Here is a 24,518-nt window from a genome sequence, read left to right on the forward strand (position 1 = left end):
ATAACTATCCTAACAAATATTTTTCTAATATTCTTTTAAACATCTGAAAATTGGCATTATACTATTTACTTTTGTACGCATAAAAGTAGACGACAACATGTACAGCTTTAAAAATGATTACGCAGAAGGTGCACATCCCCATATTCTCCAAAAACTCATAGAGACAAATCTTGTACAGCAAAGCGGTTACGGTGAAGATGCGTATTCTATCAAGGCAAAGGAAATATTGAAGCAAAAGATCGACAATCCAGATGCGATCATTTATTTTGTTTCCGGGGGTACCCAAACCAATCTAATTGTTATATCTTCTCTGTTGAGACCACATGAAGCAGTTATTAGCGCTAAGACAGGACATATTTATGCGAATGAGGCGGGGGCAATAGAGGCTACGGGGCATCGGGTCATCACCATTGATTCCGAAGATGGTAAATTAAAGCCAGCCGATATTGAAAATGTATTACAAGCTTATTCCCTTAGGCCTCATGTCGTAAAACCGAAATTGGTATATATATCCAATTCGACCGAAATAGGTACTATCTATACAAAATCGGAACTTGAACAGTTATCTTCCTTCTGCCGATCAAAAGCGTTATACCTGTTTTTGGATGGCGCAAGATTAGGACATGCACTAACTGCCAAGAATAATGACCTGACTTTATCCGATATTGCCGCTCACACAGATGTCTTTTATATAGGAGGCACGAAAAATGGGGCATTATTAGGTGAAGCCATTATCTTTAATAAACCTCACCTAGCAAAGGACTTCGACTATATGTTAAAGCAAAAAGGAGCATTATTGGCCAAAGGACGTTTATTAGGGGTCCAATTCCTCGAACTATTCAGGAATGATTTATATTTCTCATTGGCAAGGCATGCCAATGAAATGGCGACAAAAATAGCAGATGCAATGGAAGCACAAGGTTATCCGTTTCTTACACCACCTTGTACAAACCAGATTTTCCCTATTCTTCCAAAACCTGTGATTGATGAACTCATGCGCGAATATGATTTTTATGAATGGAAAGTCGCTGATGAACAGCGGTCTGCCGTTCGCATTATGACATCGTGGGCTACAGACGAAAGCGTAGTGGATGCGTTTATTGACCGTTTGAAAGGAATAATGAATTAATCTACTAAAACTTTCTCAAAAGCTTTTCTGGGGGTTCCCCGGAAGACGACCTCTCCACAATAGGTATAGCCCAATTTCCGGAATATGTTAAGCATACCGGCATTGTCAAAATTTGTATCCGCTTTCACACTGCGGATCATATGTTGTCGGGCAAAATCTTCGATATACAGCAACATCTTTTGCGCTAAGCCTTTACCTAAATGACTTTCGGCAACAACTACCCGATGGTATACGACAAAATCTCCTTCTGTTAACCATTTCCCATTCAATTTAGCGTACGCCGGTTCGTTATTTATCCATATCGCGCAATAACCTGCGATGGTATGGCCGTCGACCAATACGTATCCTTGGCCCTTTTCTATATCACCGTCAACAACGGCAGGATTCGGATAACCATCTTGCCATTGGTTGCTCCCGTCTTCCTTTCTCCGTTGTATGGCGCGTGCTAAGATTTCCCATATTTGGGGTGCGTCTACTTGTTGCGCTTGTCTAAAAGAATATTCCATTTTTATGGTACGAATTTACACTATTTATTACAAACAGATAACATGGCCTCCTTTAATAATTGCTAAGTTTGGGATAACAACTTAGTACGAAAGGCGCATAGCCTGGGAAGAAGTTTGATACGTTCTTTCATCAAAAGTTTTAACGAATGAATGTAAACAATATAAATATGGATAGAGTAACAATTAAAAACACCGATTTAGAAATAGCGCCCATCAATTTTGGCGGTAATGTCTTAGGTTGGACATTAGATGAGCGCGCATCTTTTGATATATTGGATAAATTTATAGCCGCCGGTTTTAACTTTATCGATACAGCGGATACATATGCTTGGTGGGTAAACGGAACGGGAGGGCAATCCGAGGAAATAATTGGTAAATGGCTGAAAAGTCGTGGCAATCGAAACCAGATGGTGATCGCTACGAAAGTAGGATCGGAAACCAAGGAACACGGCTTTGACATCAGCAAAAAACACATCTTAAAGTCGGCGGATGAGTCGTTGCGTCGGCTAGGAGTGGATTGTATTGATTTATATTATACACATTTTGATGATAATAGCACGCCAATAGAAGAAACCCTGTCTGCTTATGATGAATTAATGAAAGCAGGCAAAGTCCGTTACATTGCGGCGTCCAACCTTTCTCCAGCCCGGCTTACCGAGAGTTTTGCGGTGGCAGATAAAAATGGTTTACCGAAGTATGTCGCTTTGCAACCGCATTATAATCTGGTAGAACGTACAACCTTTGAGACTGATTATGCAGCCATAGTGGAACAGTATAATTTAAGTGTTTTTCCATATTGGTCGCTGGCCGCGGGATTTCTGACAGGGAAATACAGATCAGACGAGGACTTCCATAAAACGATTAGAGGCGGTAGTGTTAAAAAGTACTTCGATGATAGAGGAAAGGCCGTTTTGAAAGCACTGGATACCGTCGCCGAAAAACATACAACAAAGCAAGCTACCGTAGCTTTAGCTTGGTTATTAGCAAATCCGCTAGTTACCGCACCTATCGTCAGTGCGACCAGTGAAGGCCAGCTGCAAACGTTGTTTGCTGCACCTGAGCTGAAATTGGATGGAGAGGATTTAGCGCTATTGAATGAGGCCAGTAAATAGCGTTAACCTCCGTGTTTGTCGGTGATATATATTTCAGTTAAACCATCATCGGATTTAAAACGTATATTATAGCCTGTCTGCTCGGTGAGCTTCACAGGCGGCAGGCTTTTTGATTCGAAACTTGTGCTGTTCATCTCCTCTTTTGGTCTGTGCGCCCTATTCATCTCGGTTGATTTCGCGATATGATAAATATCGCCATCTACTTTGAGGATTTTAAACCAACCAAAACGGCCTTCCATGCCCAGCGGATTTCCTTTCTCTTTATATATTTCGTACCGACCAAAGTAGACGTCGCCTCCCACAGGAGCCTGTTCCATGGCCACATATTCAGCAGGTTTTGGTAAAGGAGGTTTCACCTCGTTATAAACGATCATGCCCAATACACCCATCATTAGAAGGGCAAATATCCATCCAATAATAGTCATTTTGAAGATATAGGGAGGCTTGGGAGCTTCTAACGCCTTCTCCCTATAGAAAACCTTCATCTCCGGTGTCCATAGACGTTTTGGAATCTTTTTGTTGTGTACTTTATCCCAATATTCACCATAGGTTTTTTTGGTGTTTACGATATAAAGCGCGGTGCGTATTTTATTACGATAAATTCCTAATACCATGGTGTTGCCCGGATTCTTAGGATTTTGCAACATATCTGTATGATGTGCACTTTGTTCTATTTTGTCAATTGCAAAAAACATAATTTCTAATCGTTAAATTACTTGTTAAACTTTTCGATCTTTACGTAATATCAGGGCTTAAACGTACGATAAATAAACCATTTTAGGATTTATCAAGAAACGAAAATCGATTTTCAAACAACTTGCCGATTAAAGGCAAGGGCTTTTGTACTTCATTGGCGGCATTGATAATACCGAATATCATCAAAACTAAGAATACAACACTTACCAAACTAAGCGGAGTACCTAATGTGGGAACAAGCATAATCGTGACACTTAGCATCACATTTGCGAGAATCGCGACGACCAAAAGACCTAATCCTTGGCGCAGATGATAAATACTTAATGTGTCTCTTTTTCCTTTGCTGCCAAAATAAGCGATCAGCCATAAAACACCCAAATAAGCGAGAATAGATTGCGTTTTCGGATTCATGATAAATAAGTTTAAAAAATAATAAAGCGAAGTTCTGTATAAATCGATAAACCCAAAGCATACATGAATGCACAAAGCGTCTACGGGTTCTTTTTCTGTATATACAAACTATATACATTATTTCTATCTTGTTGTTATTTAGTTGTTTGTGTATCGTGTCTGATGTGTCGTTTTTTAAATACAATGCGGCTTGGATTCATTATTAATGTATTTTTGTATATAGCAATTTTACATAGGATACATTGTTTTATTTAAAGACGTTTATTGCCATGGATTTGAAAAAAGCATTGTTTTATATGGCTCTGTTATTCTCCTGTTGCCTTTGCCGGGCACAGTATATCTTTTCTTCAACACAACAGGTGCTGGATAGGGTAGAGCAGCTGCAATTGCGAAACAAAGGGCAAGAAGTGCTGCCCGTACTGGATGATGCGATTCATTCTACGCAATCGCCGGCCGATCTTGCTTATTTGTATGCATATAAAAGTAGTTGGTATGTTTCACAGGACAGTCTTCTGCAAGGCAAAAGATTCTTGGACCTGAGTCTGGAAAATGCGGCCCAATCTGGAAGAAATACATCAAAGGCAATAGCTTACCGAGCAAAAGCCTTTCTAAACAACGCGCTTGGCCAGCCGGATGCCGTGATAGAAGATGCGCTCGCTGGGTTGAAGTTGTTGGACGGAACTGATGACGATCCGGTCACAAAATATGCGCTTAACTATTTACTTTACGGCGCGTACAGCAAGTGGGATGATAGTAAACGAATGGAAAGATATATTCGTGCCAGTGCGACGTACGCTGTGCAGGCAAAAAATAGGAGCCTACAGGCAAATGTGAGTAATGGTATTTCCAGCATGTATCAAGCCCGCTACCGAAAGACACAGGAACAGCATCTTCTGGATAGTTCTTTTCATTATTTGAGCAAATCTTTTGCTTTGAACGAGCAGCATCCGGGAAAAGTAAGCGGTAATACCTTCGTTATTACCTGTATCAACTTGGCCAACTATTATTTGAGTTTTTCCACAGAAGATGCGGCTACAAAAAAGAGGGAGGCATTTCGATATTTGGATCTGGCCGAAGAAAAATTGCAAAAAAGGGAAGCATCGGCCGATATGCTGGTCAATGTCTACGGTATAAAAAGCAGTTTTGCCCAGCAAGAAGGCGACTTGCAGTTGGCCGAACAGTATCTGCTACAAGGGCTTAATCTGTTGATGGGGGAGAAGGGCAATCATTATAAACTGGAATATGCTATCCATGAAGATCTGACGAAAATTGCCGAAAAGAAAGACGATCTAAAAGCTGCCCTAACCTACCAAAAACGATCGGAAGTATTGTTGAAGAAACTTTTTGACGAACAGCAGGTATTAAATGCGCAAAAGTTGGAAGTCCAGTACGAAACCGAGAAAAAAGATCAGCAACTAAAACTACTGGAAGAGCGTGCGGCATTTCGTAAGACACAAAATTATCTCTACGGCGGTATTGCTGCAGCGCTCCTCTTCGGCCTTATCTTTATGTTCGCATCCTATCATTTCAAACTAAAATATGCTATTGAAAGGGAAAAGAAGCTCGCTAAAGAAAAGGAAGATGCGGAAGATCAAGCAGCATGGGAATTGAAGATTGAGAAAGAGGAACAAGCTAGATTAAAAGCCGAACAGGAACTATTGCATTTAAAACGCCAACAGCTGGAAAAAGAAGCATTAGCAAATTCACTGATTATTGAGCATAAAAATGACATGCTTAAACAAATTCAAGGTAAGATTCAGGATGGGGCGGCTGGTGATATACAGAAGTTGTTGAAGGAAGAGATGCTCATGCGCGCAGATTTCGAAGATATCAAAATGCAAATACAGGAACTGCATCCGACGTTCTTTAACCAGCTAAGTGATAAGGCTGTTCAGAAACTGACGGCTTTGGATCTGAGGTATTGTGCTTATATATACCTACAGATGAACACAAAGCAAATAGCGCAGGTACTTCACGTAGAGCCGCAGAGTGTGCGGATGTTCAAATACCGGTTGAAACAAAAATTCGGACTGCGAAAAGATGTGGATCTAGAAGTCTTTTTACGAGGTCCAAAGCCGCGCTAAGGGCTGAATGGGTTTATTCCCAGGAAGAGCCTTCGCCAAGATCAGGTTCCTTTGGAGGCAAAGAATGGCGAGAAATGGGTGCATTTCGCAACAGCTTTCCGTTACGCAGGTGAAAAACCTCCATGATATCTGTTGCATTATAGAGGGCACGGCCGGAAACACGCTCCTCTGTGCCTGCCCGCTTGAAAAGGTGGTATCGTGCAACACCGATGATAAGGATCAAGCTGTCCGTAAATAAGTCCTGTTGAAGGGAGGTACGCAGGCTTCTGTCTTTGTCATCGGGACTGACGAACACGGGCTTTGTGTGCACTGTTCTCTCTTTTTCCTTGGGCTGTTCCAGATTGAGAACGATGGTATGAAAGATAATTTCAATTCGGCTTATGTAGCAAAAGTAAGTCGGGCTAAGTCCACCAAAGTCCGTTAAAGTCCGCTTAAGTCCCCATTTGCTTCGTCCCTCGCTCACTCCTAGCTCGCCCCATCTTCGCCCCTACTCCGACCGGTTATCGGGTAATGTTCGAGTGGGTACTGGTCAATGATCGGGTGTCTGCCGAGCCGTCCCGGCAAATAGACAATAAAAGACCGAAAGACAGCCGAAGAAGTTTCGAACGAGATCCGAATAAAAGGCGAAGATGGTATGAAACCGCCTCGAAGAACGATCGAACTTGAGATAGCTAAACCAATCCTTTTCGGTATTCGGTTGGGGTAGTTCTTTTAAAATTTTTAAAATGTCTATAAAAATTAGATGTGTTTTCGAAACCGCTTTCTATGGCAATATGCTGCATCGTCAGATCCGAATCAATAATAAGCCTGCAGGCATGGTTTAATCTCACTTCGGTCAAGAAATCAAAGTAAGATTTGTTCGTGATCATCTTGAAATATCGACAGAAGGAAGTTGGGCTTAAATTGCATAAGGTGGCTACATCTTCGATGGCAATTTTTTCTTTGAATTTTTTTAAGGTGTGCGAGAATACTTTATCCATCCGACTCTCGTCGATCTTGTTCAGCTTGCTATAGGCAAAGCTGTTGGATAGACAGTCGTATTCTTCACTGGTAACAAGTACCCGGAATATCGCAAAAAGATAAACTAGTTTTTCCAGACCATTGGTATGCTGTATTGCGGCCATCAATTCCTTGATTTGCGCTTTCGTATCGCCGTGGATGACCAGCCCATTTTTCGATAGCTGCAACAGTTTTAATATTTCCTGTGTCTCCGAAACCGTCAAAAACTCTTTGCCAAAACATTCCGGATGGAAATGTAGCACGAGCGCTTCCACATGGGTTTCTCTTTGATTTATCTCATTGCATTTCCATGTGTGTGGGAGGTTGGAACCTAATAAAACCATATCGTCTTGGCGAAAATGATCGATATGATCACCAATAAACCGCACGCCCTCGCCCTTAATAAGGTAGTGTAATTCTATTTCGGGGTGATAGTGCCATATCGTACCAAAATGCGGTAAGATATCATGCCTTATGCTAAAGGCATCGTTGAGTGGCTTCGGTACCTGATGAAACTTTGCTTTCATAGTTTTTATAAAAGGTGTCATCTAATTTAACTAAAACCACCCATTCCTGCAAAATGGTGATAAAATGTTGGATATTTTGGGAAAATTATGCTATTAAATTATTCATTTTCCAATGCATCTTTGTAATACCAAATGTAAATCACATGACAGCAATGAATAATAATCAAGCTTATTTAGTATGTAGTGGAGACCTGAGGCCTTCTGCGAATATCAAGTGTTGGCCGATGCAGCAACAGATGGAAGAAAAACTTCATCAAGCATTGCAAAATTTAGGTTGGGGTATCAAACGAGCGCATGGATACGACGAAGAAAAGGGACACGGTTTTATAGACTACCAACATATAGGGGTGAAAATTTTTAGAGAGATTGATAAAAAAGCACCCCTTATTGTGGCGGAAAGTGTGTGGCAATATAGCCATCACGTCTTAGCAGGATTGATTTCCCACGAAGGACCTATCTTGGTCGTAACCAATTGGGACGGAACCTATCCAGGCTTGGTCGGCGCTTTAAACCTAACGGGGTCTTTGACCAAAGCGAACGTGAACTATAGTTTTCTTTGGAGTGAAGATTTCAGCGATGACTTTTTTACAAGCAAGATACAGGAATGGTTAAGTACAGGAACGGTAACGCATGATTACGCTCACGTGCGGGCATTTGCATCACAGACAATGACGACTGAAGACCGTACGCTGGCCGAAGGATTAGCCTCGAAAATACAAGATGATAAAGTTATTATGGGTGTTTTTGACGAAGGCTGTATGGGTATGTTCAATGCTATTGTGCCCGATGCATTAATCCATCAACTGGGTATTTTCAAGGAACGACTCAGCCAGTCGACTTTATATGCGAAAATGTTGACAGTAACTGATGAGGAGGCCCAGACCATTTTAGACTGGCTGCTAAAAAAAGGCATGAAGTTCGACTGGGGTACAGATCCCGTGAATGCGTTAACCAAGGAACAGACACTGGAGCAGTGTAAAATGTATATCGCGGCACTCCGACTAGCTGACGAATTTGGATGCGATACCATCGGTATACAATACCAACAGGGCTTGAAAGACTTAGTGGCGGCGAGTGATTTGGTAGAAGGGCTTTTGAACAATACAGAGAGACCTCCTGTTTATGATGAGAAAGGAAAGGAATTGTATCCAGGCGAGGCTCTACCGCATTTCAATGAGGTTGATGAATGCGCAGGTATCGACGGTTATCTTACGTATCACCTGTGGAAGCAGTTAGGTTTGAATGGCGACAACACCCTGCATGACCTGCGTTATGGAGAGGATTTTACGATTGATGGAAAAGAGGAATTCGTTTGGGTGTTTTTAATCTCGGGGGCGGTGCCAGCCTCTCATTTTGCGAGAGGGTATGCGGATGCCAGCAGTATGCGCCAACCGCCGATGTTCTTCAAAAAAGGAGGCGGAACACTTCGCGGTGTCAGTCGTCCGGGCAAAATAGTGTGGAGCAGAATATATATGGAGCAGGATGAACTGTGGTGTGATATAGGTACCGGACGGGCCGTGGAGTTGCCGAAAGAGGAAACAGAAAGACGATGGGCACTCACGGATCCGCAATGGCCGATTATGCATGGTGTATTGGATGGCGTAAGTAGAGACCAGATGATGGCAAAGCATAAGGCCAACCACATACAGGTGGTTTATGTGGACGGTGACTTTGATGTGAGAAGAGCAGCAGAAATTAAAGCGGCAACAATTCAGGCCTTGGGAATTAAAGTGAATTTTTGCGGTATATAGGTTAGGTCCTTTTTATCCACAACTATTTGTTTTTTTTAATGGAATGGATGAGCACTTCGTGATTTTAAAAAAAAGAACGAAAAATCGTCGCTTCGGATGTTTGAGAGGGATGGATAGTACGAAGGATGAGTTTCTACAGACCTCAAACATCCGGATGCGACGTTAAAGATTAAGGAAGGGATAATGCAGTGCGTAAATAAAAGATTAGACGATGAATAATACTTTGGTTATAGGGATGGACTTTGGGACTGATTCCGCGAGAGGAATACTGGCAAACCCGCATACTGGAGAAATTCTCTCTAAGTCTGTTTCTTATTTCAAGCGGTGGGAGCAGGGGTTGTATTGCGACCCTGCGAAAGACCAATATCGTCAACATCCCTTGGATTACATAGAGTCTATCGACGACGTTTTTGCTGAGCTTTTGGCGGATCTTACCGCAGAAGACCGTAAGCGTATTGTCGCCATCGGTACCAATACTACAGGTTCTACGCCGGTGGCGGTAGATAAGAGTGGCAAACCCCTGTCTTTAGAAGAGGAATTTCAAGATAATCCGCACGCGATGTTTATCCTGTGGAAAGATCATACTGCAGTTAAGGAAGCAGAGGAAATCAACGCGTTAGCAAAGCAATGGCCGGTTGACTTCACGGCATACAGCGGGGGAATTTATTCTTCTGAGTGGTTTTGGTCAAAAATACTGTATACGAATCGTCGTGATAAACGCGTGCTTGAAGTTGCATACAGTTGGATGGAACAGTCCGACTGGATTCCGGCTTACTTAGTCGGGACGGACAGGTTGGAGGCTGTTAAGCGGAACCGTTGTGCTGCCGGACACAAGGCCATGTGGGCAAAAGAGCATGGCGGACTTCCGTCTGCGGAGTTTTTATGTTCTTTAGACCCCACGTTTTATCATCTGGTGAATAAAATGTATCGGGAAACGTTTACCTCTGACGAGGTTCTGGGCAGCATTTCGCCGTATTTTGTGAACAAATTTGGACTTTCTGAAGACACCGTAGTCGCGGTGGGAGGAATTGATGCGCATCATGGGGCGGTGGGCGCCGGAATTAAACCTTCCACATTTGTCAAGGTAATCGGTACTTCTACATGCGACATGTATACCTTGCCCAAACAAGCAGATATTCCATTAATACAGGGAATTTGTGGTCAAGTGGATGGCTCTATCGTGCCCGGTACGATGGGTTTTGAAGCAGGACAGTCTGCTTTTGGTGACATTTATCATTGGTTTAAAAAGCTATTGCTCGGGCCAACAATGTCGATCTTGGGAAAAGAGCTATCGGGTGAACAACAAAAACTTTTGAATAACGAACTGCTGGATTATCTGTCTCGGGAGGCTGAAAAGCTACCTTTAAAGGAAGACGACCTTATTTTTACGGATTATCATAACGGTAGGCGTACGCCTGATGCAGATTTTACAGTACGGGCTACGGCACAAGGCTTTAGCTTGTCAACGACTGCGGCCGATGTTTTTAAAGCTTTAGTCGAGTCGACCGCATTTGGCTCCAAAGCTATAATGGGCCGTTTCCAAGAATATAACATGCCCATTCAGCGCGTTTTGGCGACAGGTGGGATCGCCACGAAGTCCCCATATGTTATACAAGTATTGGCAGACGTATTGAATACACCGATAGATGTGGTCGATAATGACCAGACGTGTGCGTTGGGTGCTGTCATTTTTGCGGCGGTGGCTGCGGGCGTTTATCCGGACGTTCTTGAGGCGCAAAAGCAACTTGCAGCGGATGTTGCCCACACCTATGTACCTGTGGAGGAGCGTGTGCGGATATATGAAAAGAGATATCAAAAATATCAATACTTAACCAAAAATAATCTTCATGATGAACAACTTCCCTTTAATTGATCTAGGCATTATTGTAATCTACCTGATTGCCATGGTGCTGGTAGGTGTCTATTTCTCGAAGAAGAATACCTCGTCTGAAGCGTATACCAAGGCAGCGGGAACGATTCCCAGTTGGGCTATAGGCATTTCGCTTTATGCTACGTTTTTGAGTTCGAATACCTTTCTTGGTGTACCGGGGAAGGCGTATGGTACCAATTGGAATGCGTTTGCCTTCAGTTTGTCGATGCCTCTTGCGGCATTTATTGCGGCAAAATATTTTGTGCCCTTTTATAGAAAACATACAACCGTATCTGCCTATACGAATTTGGAAAACCGTTTTGGTACATGGGCCAGAAGCTATGCTGTGATATGCTTTTTACTGACGCAGGTTGCCAGAATGGGCTCTATATTTTTTGGTATTTCACTCACATTGCAAGCCTTGACCGGACTAGATATGTCGTTGATTATGTTGGTTACGGGCATTTGTATTGTCATTTATACCATCTTAGGAGGGATCGAAGCGGTAATATGGACGGAGGTGTTTCAAGGAATATTGCTGACCGTCGGCGCATTGATCGTTATCGGAACGTTAGTTTACAATATTCCCGGAGGAACCCATACGATTATGGATATCGGTTTACGGGACGATAAATTTAGTTTGGGCTCGTTTTCGCTGACTGATTTTTCGACTTCTACTTTTTGGGTAATCCTGCTGTATGGTTTTTTTATGAACCTGACAAATTTCGGGATGGACCAGAACTATGTGCAACGTTATCATACGGCGCCGAACGCCAAAGAGGCTGCTAAGTCGGTATGGTTATGCACTTGGTTGTATATCCCCATTTCATTGCTATTCTTCGTTATAGGTGTCTGTTTATATGCCTATTACGATGTTAATCCAGATTTGTTATCAACGATAAAAGAGCAGACGGCTATGGAACGGATCGGTTCGGGCGACGCCAACCTCGCTGCGATCATGGGAAGCTTGACACCGGCAGATTATGGCGATAAAGTATTACCACATTACATGGTCAACCACATCCCGACAGGAATCTTAGGTTTGATTGTCTCTGCTATATTAGCGGCGGCTATGAGTACCATCAGCTCAGGAATGAATGCTTCGGCTACTGTTTTTACCGAAGATATCTATAAGCGTTATATCAACCCGAATGTTTCCGACAAAGGTAATTTACGCGTTCTTTTAATCGGGACGGGTGTATTTGGTGCTATTGGCATGTTTGCCGGTATCGCTATGATCGGTGTACAGAGCATTTTGGATGTATGGTGGACGTTGTCAGGCATTTTTGCAGGTGGAATGCTTGGATTGTTTTTGCTGGGAATTACGAATAAAAAAGTCGGTAACAGTGATGCTATGCTCGCGACAATTTTTGGAATCGTGGTCATTTTATGGATGACATTTTCGTATCTGCTTCCCGAAGAATATGGCTTCCTGCGGAACATGCTCCATGCAAATATGATTATAGTGGTCGGTACCATCGCGATTTTGTTGGTGGGGAATATCAGTCAGCGATTAAGGAGAGCGACGAGTAATAAGTGATAAGCATATTAATAAATTAAAATGAATAACAGCAAAAAATTTGTGCCGGTGATGTTGATGCCGTTTAAAGAAGATTTATCTATTGATTATGATGCATTGGGTCAGCTGGTTGACTTTTATTTGGAAGGTGGAGCAGGAGGACTTTTTGCAAACTGCCTATCCAGTGAAATGTATCAACTATCGGTGGAGGAAATGGTAGAATCAGTCTGTTATATTGTACAACGTGTTAACGGGCGGGTACCTATTGTAGCAACAGGTTCTTTTGGCGAAACGATAGTGGAACAGGCGGAAAACGTAAAGAGAATATATGAAACAGGCGTTTCTGCGATTATTTTAATATCCGGTCTATTGGCGAAAGAGGAGGACTCGGACGAGGTGTTCCGTAAAAATGTTCATCAATTATTGGACTTAACTGGAGACATTCCGGTCGGATTTTACGAGTGCCCCGTGCCGTACAAGCGTATTATATCTCCTGAATTGCTAGGGGAATTGGTCAGCACAGGACGTGTAAAATACCATAAAGATACCTGCTTGGATATTGTAAATGTGCGCCGGAAGATAGCTGCGACCAAATCGGAACCTGCTTTTGGACTGTATGATGCTTATATGGTGCATGCCGTGGAATCGCTAAAAGCTGGATCCGCAGGTCTATCCTGTATTCAAGGAAACTATTTTCCAGAGTTGGTGGTATGGCTGTGCGACAATTACGCGAACACGGAAAAACAAGCCGAAGTAACCAAAGTACAGGAATTTTTCGCAACGAATATGGATGTCATGCATGACACCTATCCGGCTAGCGCAAAATACATCCTGGGACAACGGGGGCTGGATATAAGGTTGTTTTGTAGAAATGGGAGTGTGCTGCCTGATGAGGAAACAAAGAAACAGTTGGAGTTATTGTTGCAGGAGTTTGCGTACTTATCCGGTGAAATAGACTTGAAGCAAGCTAAATAGTAATACAATTTTTATTTTTCTCTAAAAACAGATACATTTAATTTTATAAACTTGGATTATATTGAATGCGTCAGTTACAGATAAAGAGCTTTTTGATTTGCTGAAAACCGGCGACCAATCAGCATTAGAACAAATCTACAACAGATATCATGGGATATTATATAGCCATGCATATCGTAGATTGCCGGATAGAGAGGAGGTAAGGGATATCGTGCATGAACTGTTTATCTATCTTTGGAAGAACAGGGAAACGCTAACCATTACCTCCAGCTTGTCGGCTTATTTGTATACCGCCGTCCGAAGCCGGGTACTCAACGTTTTCCGAAACAAGAAAGTCCAAGATGTATACATGCAATCTTTACAAGATTTTATGGTCTCGGGACAGGATCTTGTGGAAGAAAGGATACGGGAAAAGGAATTGATTCAGCTGATAGAGAAAGAAGTGGCTTCATTACCACCACAAATGCGCCTAATTTTTGAAATGAGTAGGTTTCAAGAAAAATCCCATAAGGAAATAGCGCAGGAACTAAACATAAGTCCACAAACTGTCCGCACCCAAGTTCGAAATGCACTGCGAATACTTAGAGTGAAATTAGGGACCAATATTTTTATGCTGTTTTTTTAAAATATTATACCCCCTCCCCTCTACTTCCGTGTCTTAACTATAAACAGCAATAGTTTTAACCAGACATAAACTTTAATGAAAAGAGCGGAAGAACTACTGGAGAAATATAATTTGGGTACTGCCACACCAGAAGAAAAAGCGATTGTGGAGAGTTGGTATCTTAAATACAAAACATCTCCATCTGATCTGAAACCAACGGATTTGCTTGAAGAGCACAGACTGGGTTTGGAAAAACTTCGACGTTCTTTACGAGAGAACAAAACCAAAAGGCTGTGGTTGCCCATTTCTATAGCTGCTTGTTTCCTGTTGTTTATGGGGCTAGGTTGGTTTGTTCTAAACTCCGAAGAAAAAGCTACGAGAAAAGAGATCTTGGTGTCGAACCTATTGCCAGAAACCAATTCGGCTATTTTGACCTTGGCCGATGGTAAGAAAATTGTCCTATCAGAGGACAATATCGGAGAGATAGTCGATAATGGTAACGTTAGCATAAGCCAAACGGCCGATGGACAGCTTATTTATACGGTTATCGATGACGGGAAGGGAAAAGTATCAGCAAACGATACCTATAACACCATTGAAACGCCTAGAGGAAATCAATATAAGGTTGTACTGCCCGATGGTAGCCTCGTTTTCTTAAGTTCCGCTTCGAAACTCCGTTATCCTGTACGCTTTTCGGAAAAAGACAGGAGAGTTGAACTTATCGGACAAGCTCATTTTGAAATTGTTCCTGCTTATTCATCATCAAAAGGAACACACTTGTCTAAACGACATAAATTGCCTTTTATCGTGAAATCAGGAAATCAGGAAGTGGAAGTACTCGGCACACAGTTTAGTGTAAATGCTTACCAAGATAATGAGTTCATTGAAACAGCGCTGATAGAAGGTGAAGTAAAGGTGAGGATAGTCGGAACGGGTGCAGAAATGCTGTTAAAACCCGGACAAAAGGCAATAAACGGTGTGCATACAGCGAAATTGAAGATAGAAGAGTTTGACGTGACCGATTTGCAGGCTTGGAAAGAAGGCTACTTTATTTTCAATAATGAAAACATAAAAGACATTATGAAGAAACTTGCCAGATGGTACGGTTTTGAGGTGGAATACGTGGGCGATATGCGTGATGTGGCATTTCAGGGAAACTACCTGCGTACGCGGGATGTAAAGCACTTATTAAAAACAATGGAAATGGCGAATAGCCTGCAATTTAAGATTATCGATAAAAACGGGGAAAGGAGGATCATCGTTCAGAGAAAGAACCAGTAGTAAATCTAAAAATAAACCTTTAGATGAAGAAACAGAAGTGTTGCGAGCACTCCTGTTTCCATACAAGCAAATGCTTAGAAAGGATTAATTAACAAGAATCAATAAAGTCAAAAAATCCGAATTCAAATGTATAAAAAAACAACCGTATGGCAATGCGGTCTGCCGCATTGTGTTCTAAAAAAACTAATCATTATGAAGCTCAGCTTTATTCTTTTGATAGTGACCTTCTTTCAGGCAAATGCCACGACATTTGCACAGGAAGTAAGTCTGAAAGTAGCGAAAGCCCCTCTTAACACGGTGTTTTACGAGCTTTCCAAGCAGACGGGCTATAATTTTGTGGCTGATGCCAACTTGTCAAAAAAGATTCGTGTCGTATCATTGGACCTGCATGATGCAGGACTTAAAGATGCCATTGAAAAGTGTTTTACCGGAATCGCCGTTGAAGTCGTGTTTAATGAAGCGTATAAAACAGTATTCATTAGGGAGATACCGGAAACGAAACCAGAAAATAGACAGGAGAACCAAAAAGAAATACAACAAACCGTTGTTGGGACGGTACGCTCGCCCGACAATCAACCGATGCAGGGCGTCAGCATTGCGACGCGAAACAAATTGACCAGTACCTCTACGGATGCGCAAGGGAATTATAACATATCTGTCAGCCCAGGGGATACGCTTTCTTATTCTTATGTTGGCTATGTGACACAATCGCATCCAGTCCGAAATCGGGAGCATGTAGATGTCGTGTTGCAACCTATGGAGGAAGCTATTGATGATGTGGTGGTTGTGGGGTACGGTACCCAATCTAAACGGAAGGTGACCGGGGCGGTTAGTAGCTTAGATATGTCTGTTATGGAAGAGAGTCCTGCCGTCAATACCGGACAGGCATTGCGTGGTCGGGTAGCCGGGGTTCAAGTTTTAGATAACGGAAGACCAGGAGAAGATCCGAGTATTTTGATACGTGGCCCCCGATCGCTTAGCGCTACCAATTCTCCGCTTATCGTACTTGACGGTATAATTTTCGGTGGAACATTGGGCGACATCAACCCGAATGATATCCTTTCACTAGATATATTAAAAGATGCGAGTGCGACTGCGATTTACGGGTCGAAAGCTGCAAATGGGGTTATTTTAATCACATCTAAAAAAGCAACAGAAGAAGGGGTGGTTATTTCAGCTAATATGCATGTATCCAAATATGCCTATGGAAAGAAAATACCGTTATTTTCGCCTGATCGTTATATTCAAAGTAAGCTCGATTTCAGGCAGCAATCGGGGCTAGATGCAGACCCGGAACAGATCCTGTCCTATCTCAACAAGACGGAAGCTGACAACTACGCGCAGGGATTGGTTTCTGATCCATATGATATGGCTTCTCAAGATGCAGGGCTACTCAATTACGATGTAAGCATTGCGGGAAGGACTTCTTCAACCAATTATTTTCTTTCTAATTCCTTTTCACGGGAAAGAGGCTTGTTGATGAATGATAATTTCAAAAGATATACCTTTCGTGCAAATGTAGAGACGCAGATCAACACCCATCTTAAATTAGGTCTCACATCTACTTTCGGCCAGCGAGACCAGTCGGGCGTACCGGCAGAGATAAGCCGCATCTATACAGGAAGCCCTTATGGGACATGGTATCATCCAGATAGTTCTCCCACCAAATATATTGTTGAGGAAGATCAGGTTTCTTATAGCCCTATATATAACTCCTTGATGACGGACAACAACAAAGTCTATAATAATCTGTTGAGTAATTTTTATATAGATTTTAATATTCCGAGAATTGAGGGGCTAAATTTTCGGGTTAACTATTCCCCAAATTTAAGATGGCACCACGATTATTTATTTTTTAAGCAAGACCCCCACCTGCCCAATAACACGACGAGTGCAAGTAAATTGAATAGAAACGGATTCGACTGGGTTTGGGAAAACATCGTGACGTATAAAAAGGATTTTGATCAACACCATATGGATGTGACGCTGTTGTTCGGAAAAAACTATCAACAACAAGAGGAAACTATAGCATACGCTAATCAATTGAGCTCGGATGCACTCGGCTATCACGATCTCAGCTTGGGAAGTGTATTAACCAATGAATCTTCAGCTTACGAGATTAAAGGAATATCCTCAATGGCCCGCATCAATTATGATTACGCAGGGAAGTATATGGTTACTTTTACTACCAGACGAGACGGAAGTAGCGTATTTGCTACGAATAACAAGTATGCCATATTTCCTTCTGTAGCCCTAGCTTGGAATATGGGTAGTGAATCCTTTATGCAAAACCAGAACGTAATCAACAGCCTCAAATGGCGTATTTCTTATGGTGCTGTAGGAAATCAGGGTATTGATCCCTATCAATCACTTAGTTTATCCCGTGTGACGCAATATGTATATGGAAATGGTGGAAGCATGGCGAATGGTGCTTACCCAAGCAATATGGGAAACGATGATCTGCGGTGGGAAACGACATATACGGGAAATATCGGCGTTGATTTTGGACTGTTTTCGGATCGGATAGGTGGGACGATTGAGCTGTATCATGCGAAAACAAGAGACCTTCTTGTCGAACGCTCCATACCTGCGATGAATGGATATTTGAACGTATTGACCAATATTGGAGAAGTACAAAACAAAGGAGTAGAGGTTTCTCTGCGTACACAGAACATCAGCAGAGCACATTTTTCTTGGAGTACAGGTTTTAATTTTTCTTTCAATGCGAATAAGATAACAAAGCTATATGGACAGGATTTGAACAACGATGGTATCGAGGATGATGATCTGAGCAATAATTGGTTTATCGGGCATCCCATAACGACGTATTACGATTATGTTTTTGATGGAATCTATCAAGTTGGGGATGATATGCCATCAGGATATCAACCGGGATATGTACGCTTGAAAGATCTCAATGAGGATGGAAGGATTGATGCAAATGACCGGACGATTATAGGATACGGTGGGCAGCCCCGGTTTAAGTTTGGTCTTAGTAACGACTTCCATATTGGTCAATTCACGCTGTCTACATTTATCAATATGATGACCGGGTGGAAGAGTGACTTTCCGCTTTTGAATACGGCAGTGAGTCCGAATGCACCAGGAAGGGGTTTGAACCAACTCGATGCTGGTTATTGGACCGAGGAAAATGGCTCGTTAACGCGGCCTTCCTTATTGTATACCAATCCACAGGGACATGGATGGTATGTTAGCCGGAATTTTGTACGTCTTCAGGATGTATCTTTATCTTATAATTTCTCGCCTGACGTTTTAGAGCGTATGCATTTAAAGGCTTTAAAGGTCTTTTTCAATGCTAAAAACCTAGCGACGTGGAGTGATTGGCCGGGAACGGATCCCGAAATCGGTGGAAATACCAGCGAAACGCTTTATTCCTTGCCTCGGGTGTACAATATGGGGATAGGGTTTAGTTTTTAACAATCAAAGTTTTGAAATATGAAACGCGTATTATTTATATTTATCGTACTAACCTTTTTTGGTTGTAAAGATGATCACTTAAAAGAGGATCCACTTTCTAATTTAAGTGCGGATAAAATATTAACAACGCCAGCAGGTTTTCAAATGTACCTGACAGGACTGTATGATGCAGCAAGGGAAGAGATGTCTATGGGGGATAATACTTACTTTGCGTTGAATTTTGCCGCCACCGATATCGGAGCAGATGCTGGGGTAGAATATATCGGACTGAGAAATTATGAGACTAATATAACCCCTACCAACAATAATCTACGGATATTATGGACCTGGGCATATACGTCCATGATTCTACGGGCTAATACGATTATTGTATATGCCCAAAATGTGGAGAAACAAAATATTTGGTCATCAGAAAAAGAAAAGAATCAGGTGATCGCCGAAGCCAAATTTTTTAGAGCATATACTTACAATTTATTGGTAAATTCTTTTGGAGACGTGCCTATTGTGGATACGATCTATAATACGCCGAGAAATGATTATGGAAAAGTGCGTAAGCAAGATGTTTTGGCGTTTTCCAAGACGGATTTGGAATTTGCTATTCAGTGGTTGCCTTCGGCTCGAGAATCAACGGATGGACGGATAACGAAGGGGGCAGCACAACATTTGCTTGTCGAAGTTAACTTGGGCTTGGAGAAAAATCAGGAAGCCGTAGATGTCGCCAGCGAATTGATATCATCCGGAGATTATCAGATCATGACAGCGCGGTTTGGCTCTAGGGCGAATCAACCGGGAGATGTGTTTTCAGATTTGTTTTTAGATGGAAATCATAATAGATCGTCTGGTAACTTAGAGTCCATCTACGTTTGGCAATTTGAAAATTTTACACAGGGTGGAGGAAGCAGCCTGAATGGGAATGTGCAAATCAGAAACTGGGCGCCATTTTTAAGTAAGATAAGAGACCCGAATGGTGTCGCGATGCTAGTTGTCGATAGTTTAGGCAGAGGAGTCGGTCGTGTACGAGGCACAAATTACTTTCTTTACGACATCTGGACGGATCATACAGATGATATGCGAAACTCTCCTTACAATATGAGAAGACAGTTCTATTACAACAATCCCGCTTCAAAATATTTTAATAAACTCGTTGAGCCGAAAACAGTTTATGATGATACGATGCGTAATATTTATCCTTATTCTAGGAAAATAGAAGGTACACCTTGGGAAAATAATGCTACCTCGGGAAGGACAGCGAAAGATGTCACGGTATATCGTTTGGCCGAGACCTATTTACTAAGGGCGGAGGCATACTTAAAGTTGGGCAAAATGGAGCTTGCCGCCACCGATATCAATGTTATACGGAGTCGGGCAAATATTCCTTCGATTGGTGCACAGGATATAACAATTGATTTTATCTTAGATGAAAGGGCGCGCGAGCTAACCGTAGAGGAACCGCGTCGACGGACGTTAGTTCGAATGGGTAAATTAGTCGAACGGGTACGACAATATAATTTACTGGAAGAAACAAAAAACTCCATTCAGGATTACCACATCTATTTTCCGATTCCGCAATCTGTTATTGATGCTAACTACGGAAATGAAATTCCACAAAACACAGGTTATTAAACAATAAATAAAAGATATCATGAAAAATTATTTTAAAAAATTGACATTGCTATTTGTAATTGGCTGTGCGCTTGGCTCCGCAGGCTCCGCACAAGAATTCAATATCCCAGAACTGGCGACTGTTGGTCAAAATGGGGTTGTCAGCGCGCAGTTTATTTATGAATTGGACGAAAAACCTACAGCGCAATGTCACGCATCTACGATTATAGAAACAAGTCACGGATTAATGTGTGCCTTCTTTGCAGGAACGCATGAAAAGAATAACGACGTGGGCATCCGTGTTTCTCATTTTAACGATGGAAAATGGAGTTGGCCAGTGGAGGTTACCAATGGTTTTTTATCTGACTCGGTGAAGCACCCGGCATGGAACCCTGTGCTATTTAGGCCCAAAAACGGGCCGATTATCTTGTTTTATAAAGTTGGACCTGATGTTGATAATTGGTGGGGAGTATACACAACAAGTACGGATGAAGGGCGAACTTGGACAAAGCCAATGACAATGGGTAAGAATGAAATTGTGGGGGATTTGTTGGGGCCAGTTAAAAACAAAGCCGTACAGCTTGCCGATGGTACGATTATATCGCCTACCAGTTTGGAGCGAAGAGGCACTCCTAATGGGAGAGACTGGCGGATATATTTTGAAATCAGTTACGATAATGGGAAAAGCTGGAAGGTGATTCCGCCCATCAACGATGGCATAACATATGATGCTATACAACCAAGCGTTTTAATCCATAAAAATGGTGATTTGCAGATTATCGCACGGACTATGCAAGACGTCTTGGTCACGAGTTGGTCAAAGGACAGCGGAAAGACTTGGTCGAAATTAGAAGACACCGGATTGCCCAATCCTAATTCGGGAACGGATGCTGTTACGTTGCACGATGGAAGACATTTGTTAGTGTATAATCATACCACCAAAAAGGGAGAAGAACCCAAAGGTCGAAACATGCTTAACGTCGCCATATCAAAAGATGGGCATGCTTGGGATGTGGTAACCACACTGGAAAATAAACCTTTGCAGGATGGCTACTCCTATCCCGCAGTTATACAGACTTCGGACGGGAAAGTGCACATTACCTATACGTATGGAAGAAGATCGATTAAACATGTCGAGATGGATCCTACTGAAATATGATATGCGCTGGCTATGAGCCAATAACCGATCACAGCATCTCGTCTGAGCAAAACTGAAAAACAGGTAGGGATGTTAAAACAAATAGACGAATAAGAAGCATGTTAAGGGACTCGGTCATCGTCCTTTACCTATGCTGTTTACAAAGTTGTATGAATACTAAAAATCAAGTAAAAGAAAACGAAACCGTTGTCAATATTACTGATTCGCCAAAAGGATACACACTACATCATAATAGTGTCTTTTCCAAAGGTGGCCAATGGATTGTGTTTGACGGAAGAAACGACGATACGAAAATTGGTGAAACCGCTATCATAGGACTGGTGAATGTAGAGACGGGTGAAGAACGGATTGTTTATCAAACAAACAATCAAACAATATATGGTCCGGGGGTAGGAGCAGCGTCTTTTAGTCCGGCTCGAGATCGGCTCGCTTTTATTCATGGATTACCCAATGCCGATCAGGAAAAACCGTACGATATAACACGTCGTACGGGGGTTGCTGTAGATTTGGATAAACCCATGACCCCGGTTTTTTTGGATGCGAGAGATATGACTACTCCTTATACGCCCGGTTCTCTGCGAGGAGGTACCCATTCTCACTGTTGGAGTGGAGACGGTGCTATGCTCAGTTTTACTTATAATGATGAGTTGGTAGAGCCACAGCTTCGGGGGGTGGGTGTGATGTTGCCACATGACGGTAAGGTTGAAGTAGATGAAGTTGCAGGAAATAACCACGGAGAGATGTATGCAGTGATTGTTTCGGATGTGGTTGCTGAGCCTCGTCCCGGATCGGACGAAATTAATAAAGCCTTTGACGAGTGCTGGATCGGGAGAAAGGGCTACCGGACTTCTGATAACCGGGAAGTGCGGTACGCAGTTGCCTTTCAGGGAAATGTGGTGAATGAACAGGGGAAGACAGTTACGGAGATATTTATCGTCGATATTGACGAGGAGAAGATAAAGGAGGATGTGAGTGCCGTAGGAAATGTGGGAGAGCGCCCAAAAGTTCCGAAAGGCATTCGGCAGAGACGGTTAACCTACGGAGCTAATCTATCTGATTTCCGACATTGGCTTCGCGCAAGTGAAGATGGGCAATATATCTATGCTTTGGCAAAAGATGAGAACGGGAATAACCAAGTGATAAGATGTGCGGTAAACAGAGGAGAGTTATCTTTCGTGACGAATAATCCGTTTTCCATATCTTCCCCGTTTAATCTCTGTAGGGACGGCAAGAAGATAACCTTCGTGGCTGAAAATAATGTGTTTGTTTATGATATGGATCGGAATGAGAGTATTCAACTTACCCGAAACGATTTAAAAGACCAGCGTGTGGTGGGCACGCCGTCTTTTTCACCCAATGGAGATTTTGTAGTCTACAATCAATATCAACGTATGAGAGATAAGGAATATCTACAAATAAAACGAGCGATTATAACCGATAACACGTTGTGATGTAATATATATCTTCATAATTCCTTATCTTGAGCCGTCAAAAAATAATATAAATCAATTATGAATAGAATCAACTTTATCAAGTTCTTAACAGCGATAACCTGCTATCTTTTTGTTTCACTTGCAGGGTTTTCTCAATCGCGATCAACGCATCCTATCCAGGTGCTTGTTTCGCCGGACAAGCCGGACTGGACATATGAGCCCAACCAAGAGGCTACGTTTAGGATACAGGTTTTACAGCATCAGGTTCCGCTTAGCGATATAGAGATTAACTATGCAGTTGGTCCGGAAAAGATGCCTCCGACAGATCAGGGAAAACTGAAATTAAAAAATGGTTCAGGAATCATAAAAGGAAAATTGTCGGCACCGGGCTTTCTACGTTGTGAAGCTAATGTGTCCATCAATGGCAATACGTATCGTGGTGTTGCTACGGCAGGATATGCCCCGTTGGATATCCAGCCTACACAAAAGTTGCCCGACGACTTTCAAGACTTTTGGAATACAGCAAAGACCAATGCGGCAAAAATCCCGATGGATGCAAAGTTGACCTTATTGCCAGAACGCTGTACGGAAACAGTAGATGTGTTTCAAGTCAATATTCAAAATGCTATGGTAGGAAATCGCCTATATGGTATATTGGCTAAACCAAAGAAGGAAGGAAGATATCCCGCTGTGTTATCGGTTCCGGGGGCAGGCGTTCGCCCATATGCCGGTATCATCGATCTAGCTGAAAAGGGAATCATTACACTACAAATCGGGATACATGGTATCCCCGTGACGTACGAAGCGGGATTGTATACAGATCTAGGTAGTGGAGCATTGCGAGGATATCCCTTTTTTAACCTCGATAATCGCGATAGCTATTACTATAATAAAGTATATCTAGGATGCGTACGGGCAGTAGATTTTTTACATTCATTATCTGATTTTGATAAAGATAATCTGTTAGTATGGGGAGGAAGTCAAGGGGGAGCACTGGCAATTATTACCGCGTCTCTGGACGATCGCATAAAAGGGCTCGTGTCTATTTACCCCGCGCTGAGCGACGTAACAGGATACTTGCATCATCGCGCAGGCGGATGGCCGCACATGTTTAATGCGGCTAATGCCCCGCAGATGGCGACGGAAGACAAGATCAAGGTGTCTGCTTATTATGACGTTGTTAATTTTGCCCGGAACCTGAAAGTCCCTGGATTCTATACTTGGGGATATAATGACGACACTTGTCCGCCTACATCTTACTATGCCGCCTATAATGTTATCGATGCACCGAAAGAATTGTATTTAGTGCAGGAGACTGGGCATTGGACGTATCCGGAGCAACAACAACAGATTAAAGAGTGGATATTAAAGCAATTAGGGAAACACTTTTGATTTAGGTATTTTGGCACCATACTTGGTTAA

19 protein-coding genes are annotated in these 24,518 nt (G+C 42.4%); 14 read left to right on the forward strand and 5 right to left on the reverse strand.

The annotated features are described in order from the left end of the window. Window positions 1–97: 97 nt before the first annotated feature. Window positions 98–1,129, forward strand: a complete 1,032-nt coding sequence (locus H8B17_RS01550; protein WP_190307414.1) for a threonine aldolase family protein — start codon at window positions 98–100, stop codon at window positions 1,127–1,129. On the opposite strand, the gene H8B17_RS01555 is transcribed toward H8B17_RS01550, so the two are convergent. Then, the gene (locus H8B17_RS01555; RefSeq protein WP_190307415.1) at window positions 1,126–1,635 is read right to left on the reverse strand and encodes a GNAT family N-acetyltransferase; all 510 of its coding nucleotides are present in this window, start codon (window positions 1,633–1,635) and stop codon (window positions 1,126–1,128) included. The two genes, H8B17_RS01550 and H8B17_RS01555, sit on opposite strands and share 4 nt — an antisense overlap. Before the next feature lie 167 nt (window positions 1,636–1,802). Here H8B17_RS01555 and H8B17_RS01560 point away from each other — a divergent pair, with 167 nt between their 5' ends. Then, window positions 1,803–2,747 carry an aldo/keto reductase gene (locus H8B17_RS01560; protein WP_190307416.1) on the forward strand — a complete coding sequence of 315 codons (945 nt, stop codon included), beginning with the start codon at window positions 1,803–1,805 and terminating at the stop codon, window positions 2,745–2,747. Window positions 2,748–2,749: 2 nt separating this feature from the next. Here H8B17_RS01560 and H8B17_RS01565 read toward each other — a convergent pair whose 3' ends face one another. Further along, complete coding sequence (locus tag H8B17_RS01565) at window positions 2,750–3,442, reverse strand: hypothetical protein (RefSeq protein ID WP_190307417.1); 693 nt, start codon at window positions 3,440–3,442, stop codon at window positions 2,750–2,752. Window positions 3,443–3,524: 82 nt separating this feature from the next. Further along, a complete protein-coding gene (locus H8B17_RS01570; RefSeq protein ID WP_190307418.1) occupies window positions 3,525–3,854 on the reverse strand; it encodes a DUF4870 domain-containing protein in 330 nt (109 codons plus the stop codon). A 296-nt stretch (window positions 3,855–4,150) separates the two neighbouring features. Between H8B17_RS01570 and H8B17_RS01575 the strand changes: the two genes are divergently transcribed. Further along, window positions 4,151–5,938, forward strand: a complete 1,788-nt coding sequence (locus H8B17_RS01575) for a hypothetical protein (RefSeq protein ID WP_223816287.1) — start codon at window positions 4,151–4,153, stop codon at window positions 5,936–5,938. 13 nt (window positions 5,939–5,951) lie between these two features. Here the strand turns inward: H8B17_RS01575 and H8B17_RS01580 are convergent, their stop codons facing one another. After that, the gene (locus H8B17_RS01580) at window positions 5,952–6,401 is read right to left on the reverse strand and encodes a hypothetical protein (RefSeq protein WP_190307420.1); all 450 of its coding nucleotides are present in this window, start codon (window positions 6,399–6,401) and stop codon (window positions 5,952–5,954) included. Window positions 6,402–6,609: 208 nt separating this feature from the next. Further along, window positions 6,610–7,464: an AraC family transcriptional regulator gene (locus tag H8B17_RS01585; protein WP_190307421.1), complete on the reverse strand. Its 855-nt coding sequence runs from the start codon at window positions 7,462–7,464 to the stop codon at window positions 6,610–6,612. A gap of 152 nt (window positions 7,465–7,616) precedes the next feature. Between H8B17_RS01585 and H8B17_RS01590 the strand changes: the two genes are divergently transcribed. The 11 genes from H8B17_RS01590 (at window position 7,617) to H8B17_RS01640 (ending at window position 24,488) form a co-directional block, all read left to right on the forward strand. Continuing rightward, window positions 7,617–9,215 (forward strand): fucose isomerase, encoded by a 1,599-nt coding sequence (locus H8B17_RS01590; protein ID WP_223816288.1) that lies wholly within the window; start codon window positions 7,617–7,619, stop codon window positions 9,213–9,215. 211 nt (window positions 9,216–9,426) lie between these two features. Continuing rightward, window positions 9,427–11,088, forward strand: coding sequence for a ribulokinase (locus H8B17_RS01595; protein WP_190307423.1), 1,662 nt, complete (start codon window positions 9,427–9,429; stop codon window positions 11,086–11,088). Next, window positions 11,063–12,625 (forward strand): sodium:solute symporter, encoded by a 1,563-nt coding sequence (locus H8B17_RS01600; RefSeq protein WP_223816289.1) that lies wholly within the window; start codon window positions 11,063–11,065, stop codon window positions 12,623–12,625. The genes H8B17_RS01595 and H8B17_RS01600 overlap by 26 nt, the downstream gene beginning before the upstream one ends. Window positions 12,626–12,646: 21 nt before the next feature. Further along, complete coding sequence (locus tag H8B17_RS01605) at window positions 12,647–13,579, forward strand: dihydrodipicolinate synthase family protein (protein ID WP_190307424.1); 933 nt, start codon at window positions 12,647–12,649, stop codon at window positions 13,577–13,579. A gap of 61 nt (window positions 13,580–13,640) precedes the next feature. Further along, window positions 13,641–14,204, forward strand: coding sequence for an RNA polymerase sigma-70 factor (locus tag H8B17_RS01610; protein ID WP_223816290.1), 564 nt, complete (start codon window positions 13,641–13,643; stop codon window positions 14,202–14,204). Window positions 14,205–14,279: 75 nt separating this feature from the next. Then, a complete protein-coding gene (locus tag H8B17_RS01615) occupies window positions 14,280–15,464 on the forward strand; it encodes a FecR family protein (protein WP_190307425.1) in 1,185 nt (394 codons plus the stop codon). Window positions 15,465–15,656: 192 nt separating this feature from the next. Beyond that, window positions 15,657–18,902 carry a SusC/RagA family TonB-linked outer membrane protein gene (locus tag H8B17_RS01620; RefSeq protein ID WP_190307426.1) on the forward strand — a complete coding sequence of 1,082 codons (3,246 nt, stop codon included), beginning with the start codon at window positions 15,657–15,659 and terminating at the stop codon, window positions 18,900–18,902. Window positions 18,903–18,920: 18 nt separating this feature from the next. Further along, the gene (locus tag H8B17_RS01625; RefSeq protein WP_190307427.1) at window positions 18,921–20,525 is read left to right on the forward strand and encodes a RagB/SusD family nutrient uptake outer membrane protein; all 1,605 of its coding nucleotides are present in this window, start codon (window positions 18,921–18,923) and stop codon (window positions 20,523–20,525) included. A gap of 19 nt (window positions 20,526–20,544) precedes the next feature. Then, window positions 20,545–21,663, forward strand: coding sequence for a sialidase family protein (locus H8B17_RS01630; protein WP_190307428.1), 1,119 nt, complete (start codon window positions 20,545–20,547; stop codon window positions 21,661–21,663). A 149-nt stretch (window positions 21,664–21,812) separates the two neighbouring features. Beyond that, a complete protein-coding gene (locus tag H8B17_RS01635) occupies window positions 21,813–23,114 on the forward strand; it encodes a DUF3748 domain-containing protein (RefSeq protein ID WP_190307429.1) in 1,302 nt (433 codons plus the stop codon). 60 nt (window positions 23,115–23,174) lie between these two features. Beyond that, window positions 23,175–24,488 carry an acetylxylan esterase gene (locus H8B17_RS01640; RefSeq protein WP_190307430.1) on the forward strand — a complete coding sequence of 438 codons (1,314 nt, stop codon included), beginning with the start codon at window positions 23,175–23,177 and terminating at the stop codon, window positions 24,486–24,488. The last annotated feature ends 30 nt before the right edge of the window (window positions 24,489–24,518 follow it).

It is taken from the genome of Sphingobacterium arenae (assembly GCF_014692505.1).
Taxonomy (GTDB): Bacteria; Bacteroidota; Bacteroidia; order Sphingobacteriales; family Sphingobacteriaceae; genus Sphingobacterium; species Sphingobacterium arenae.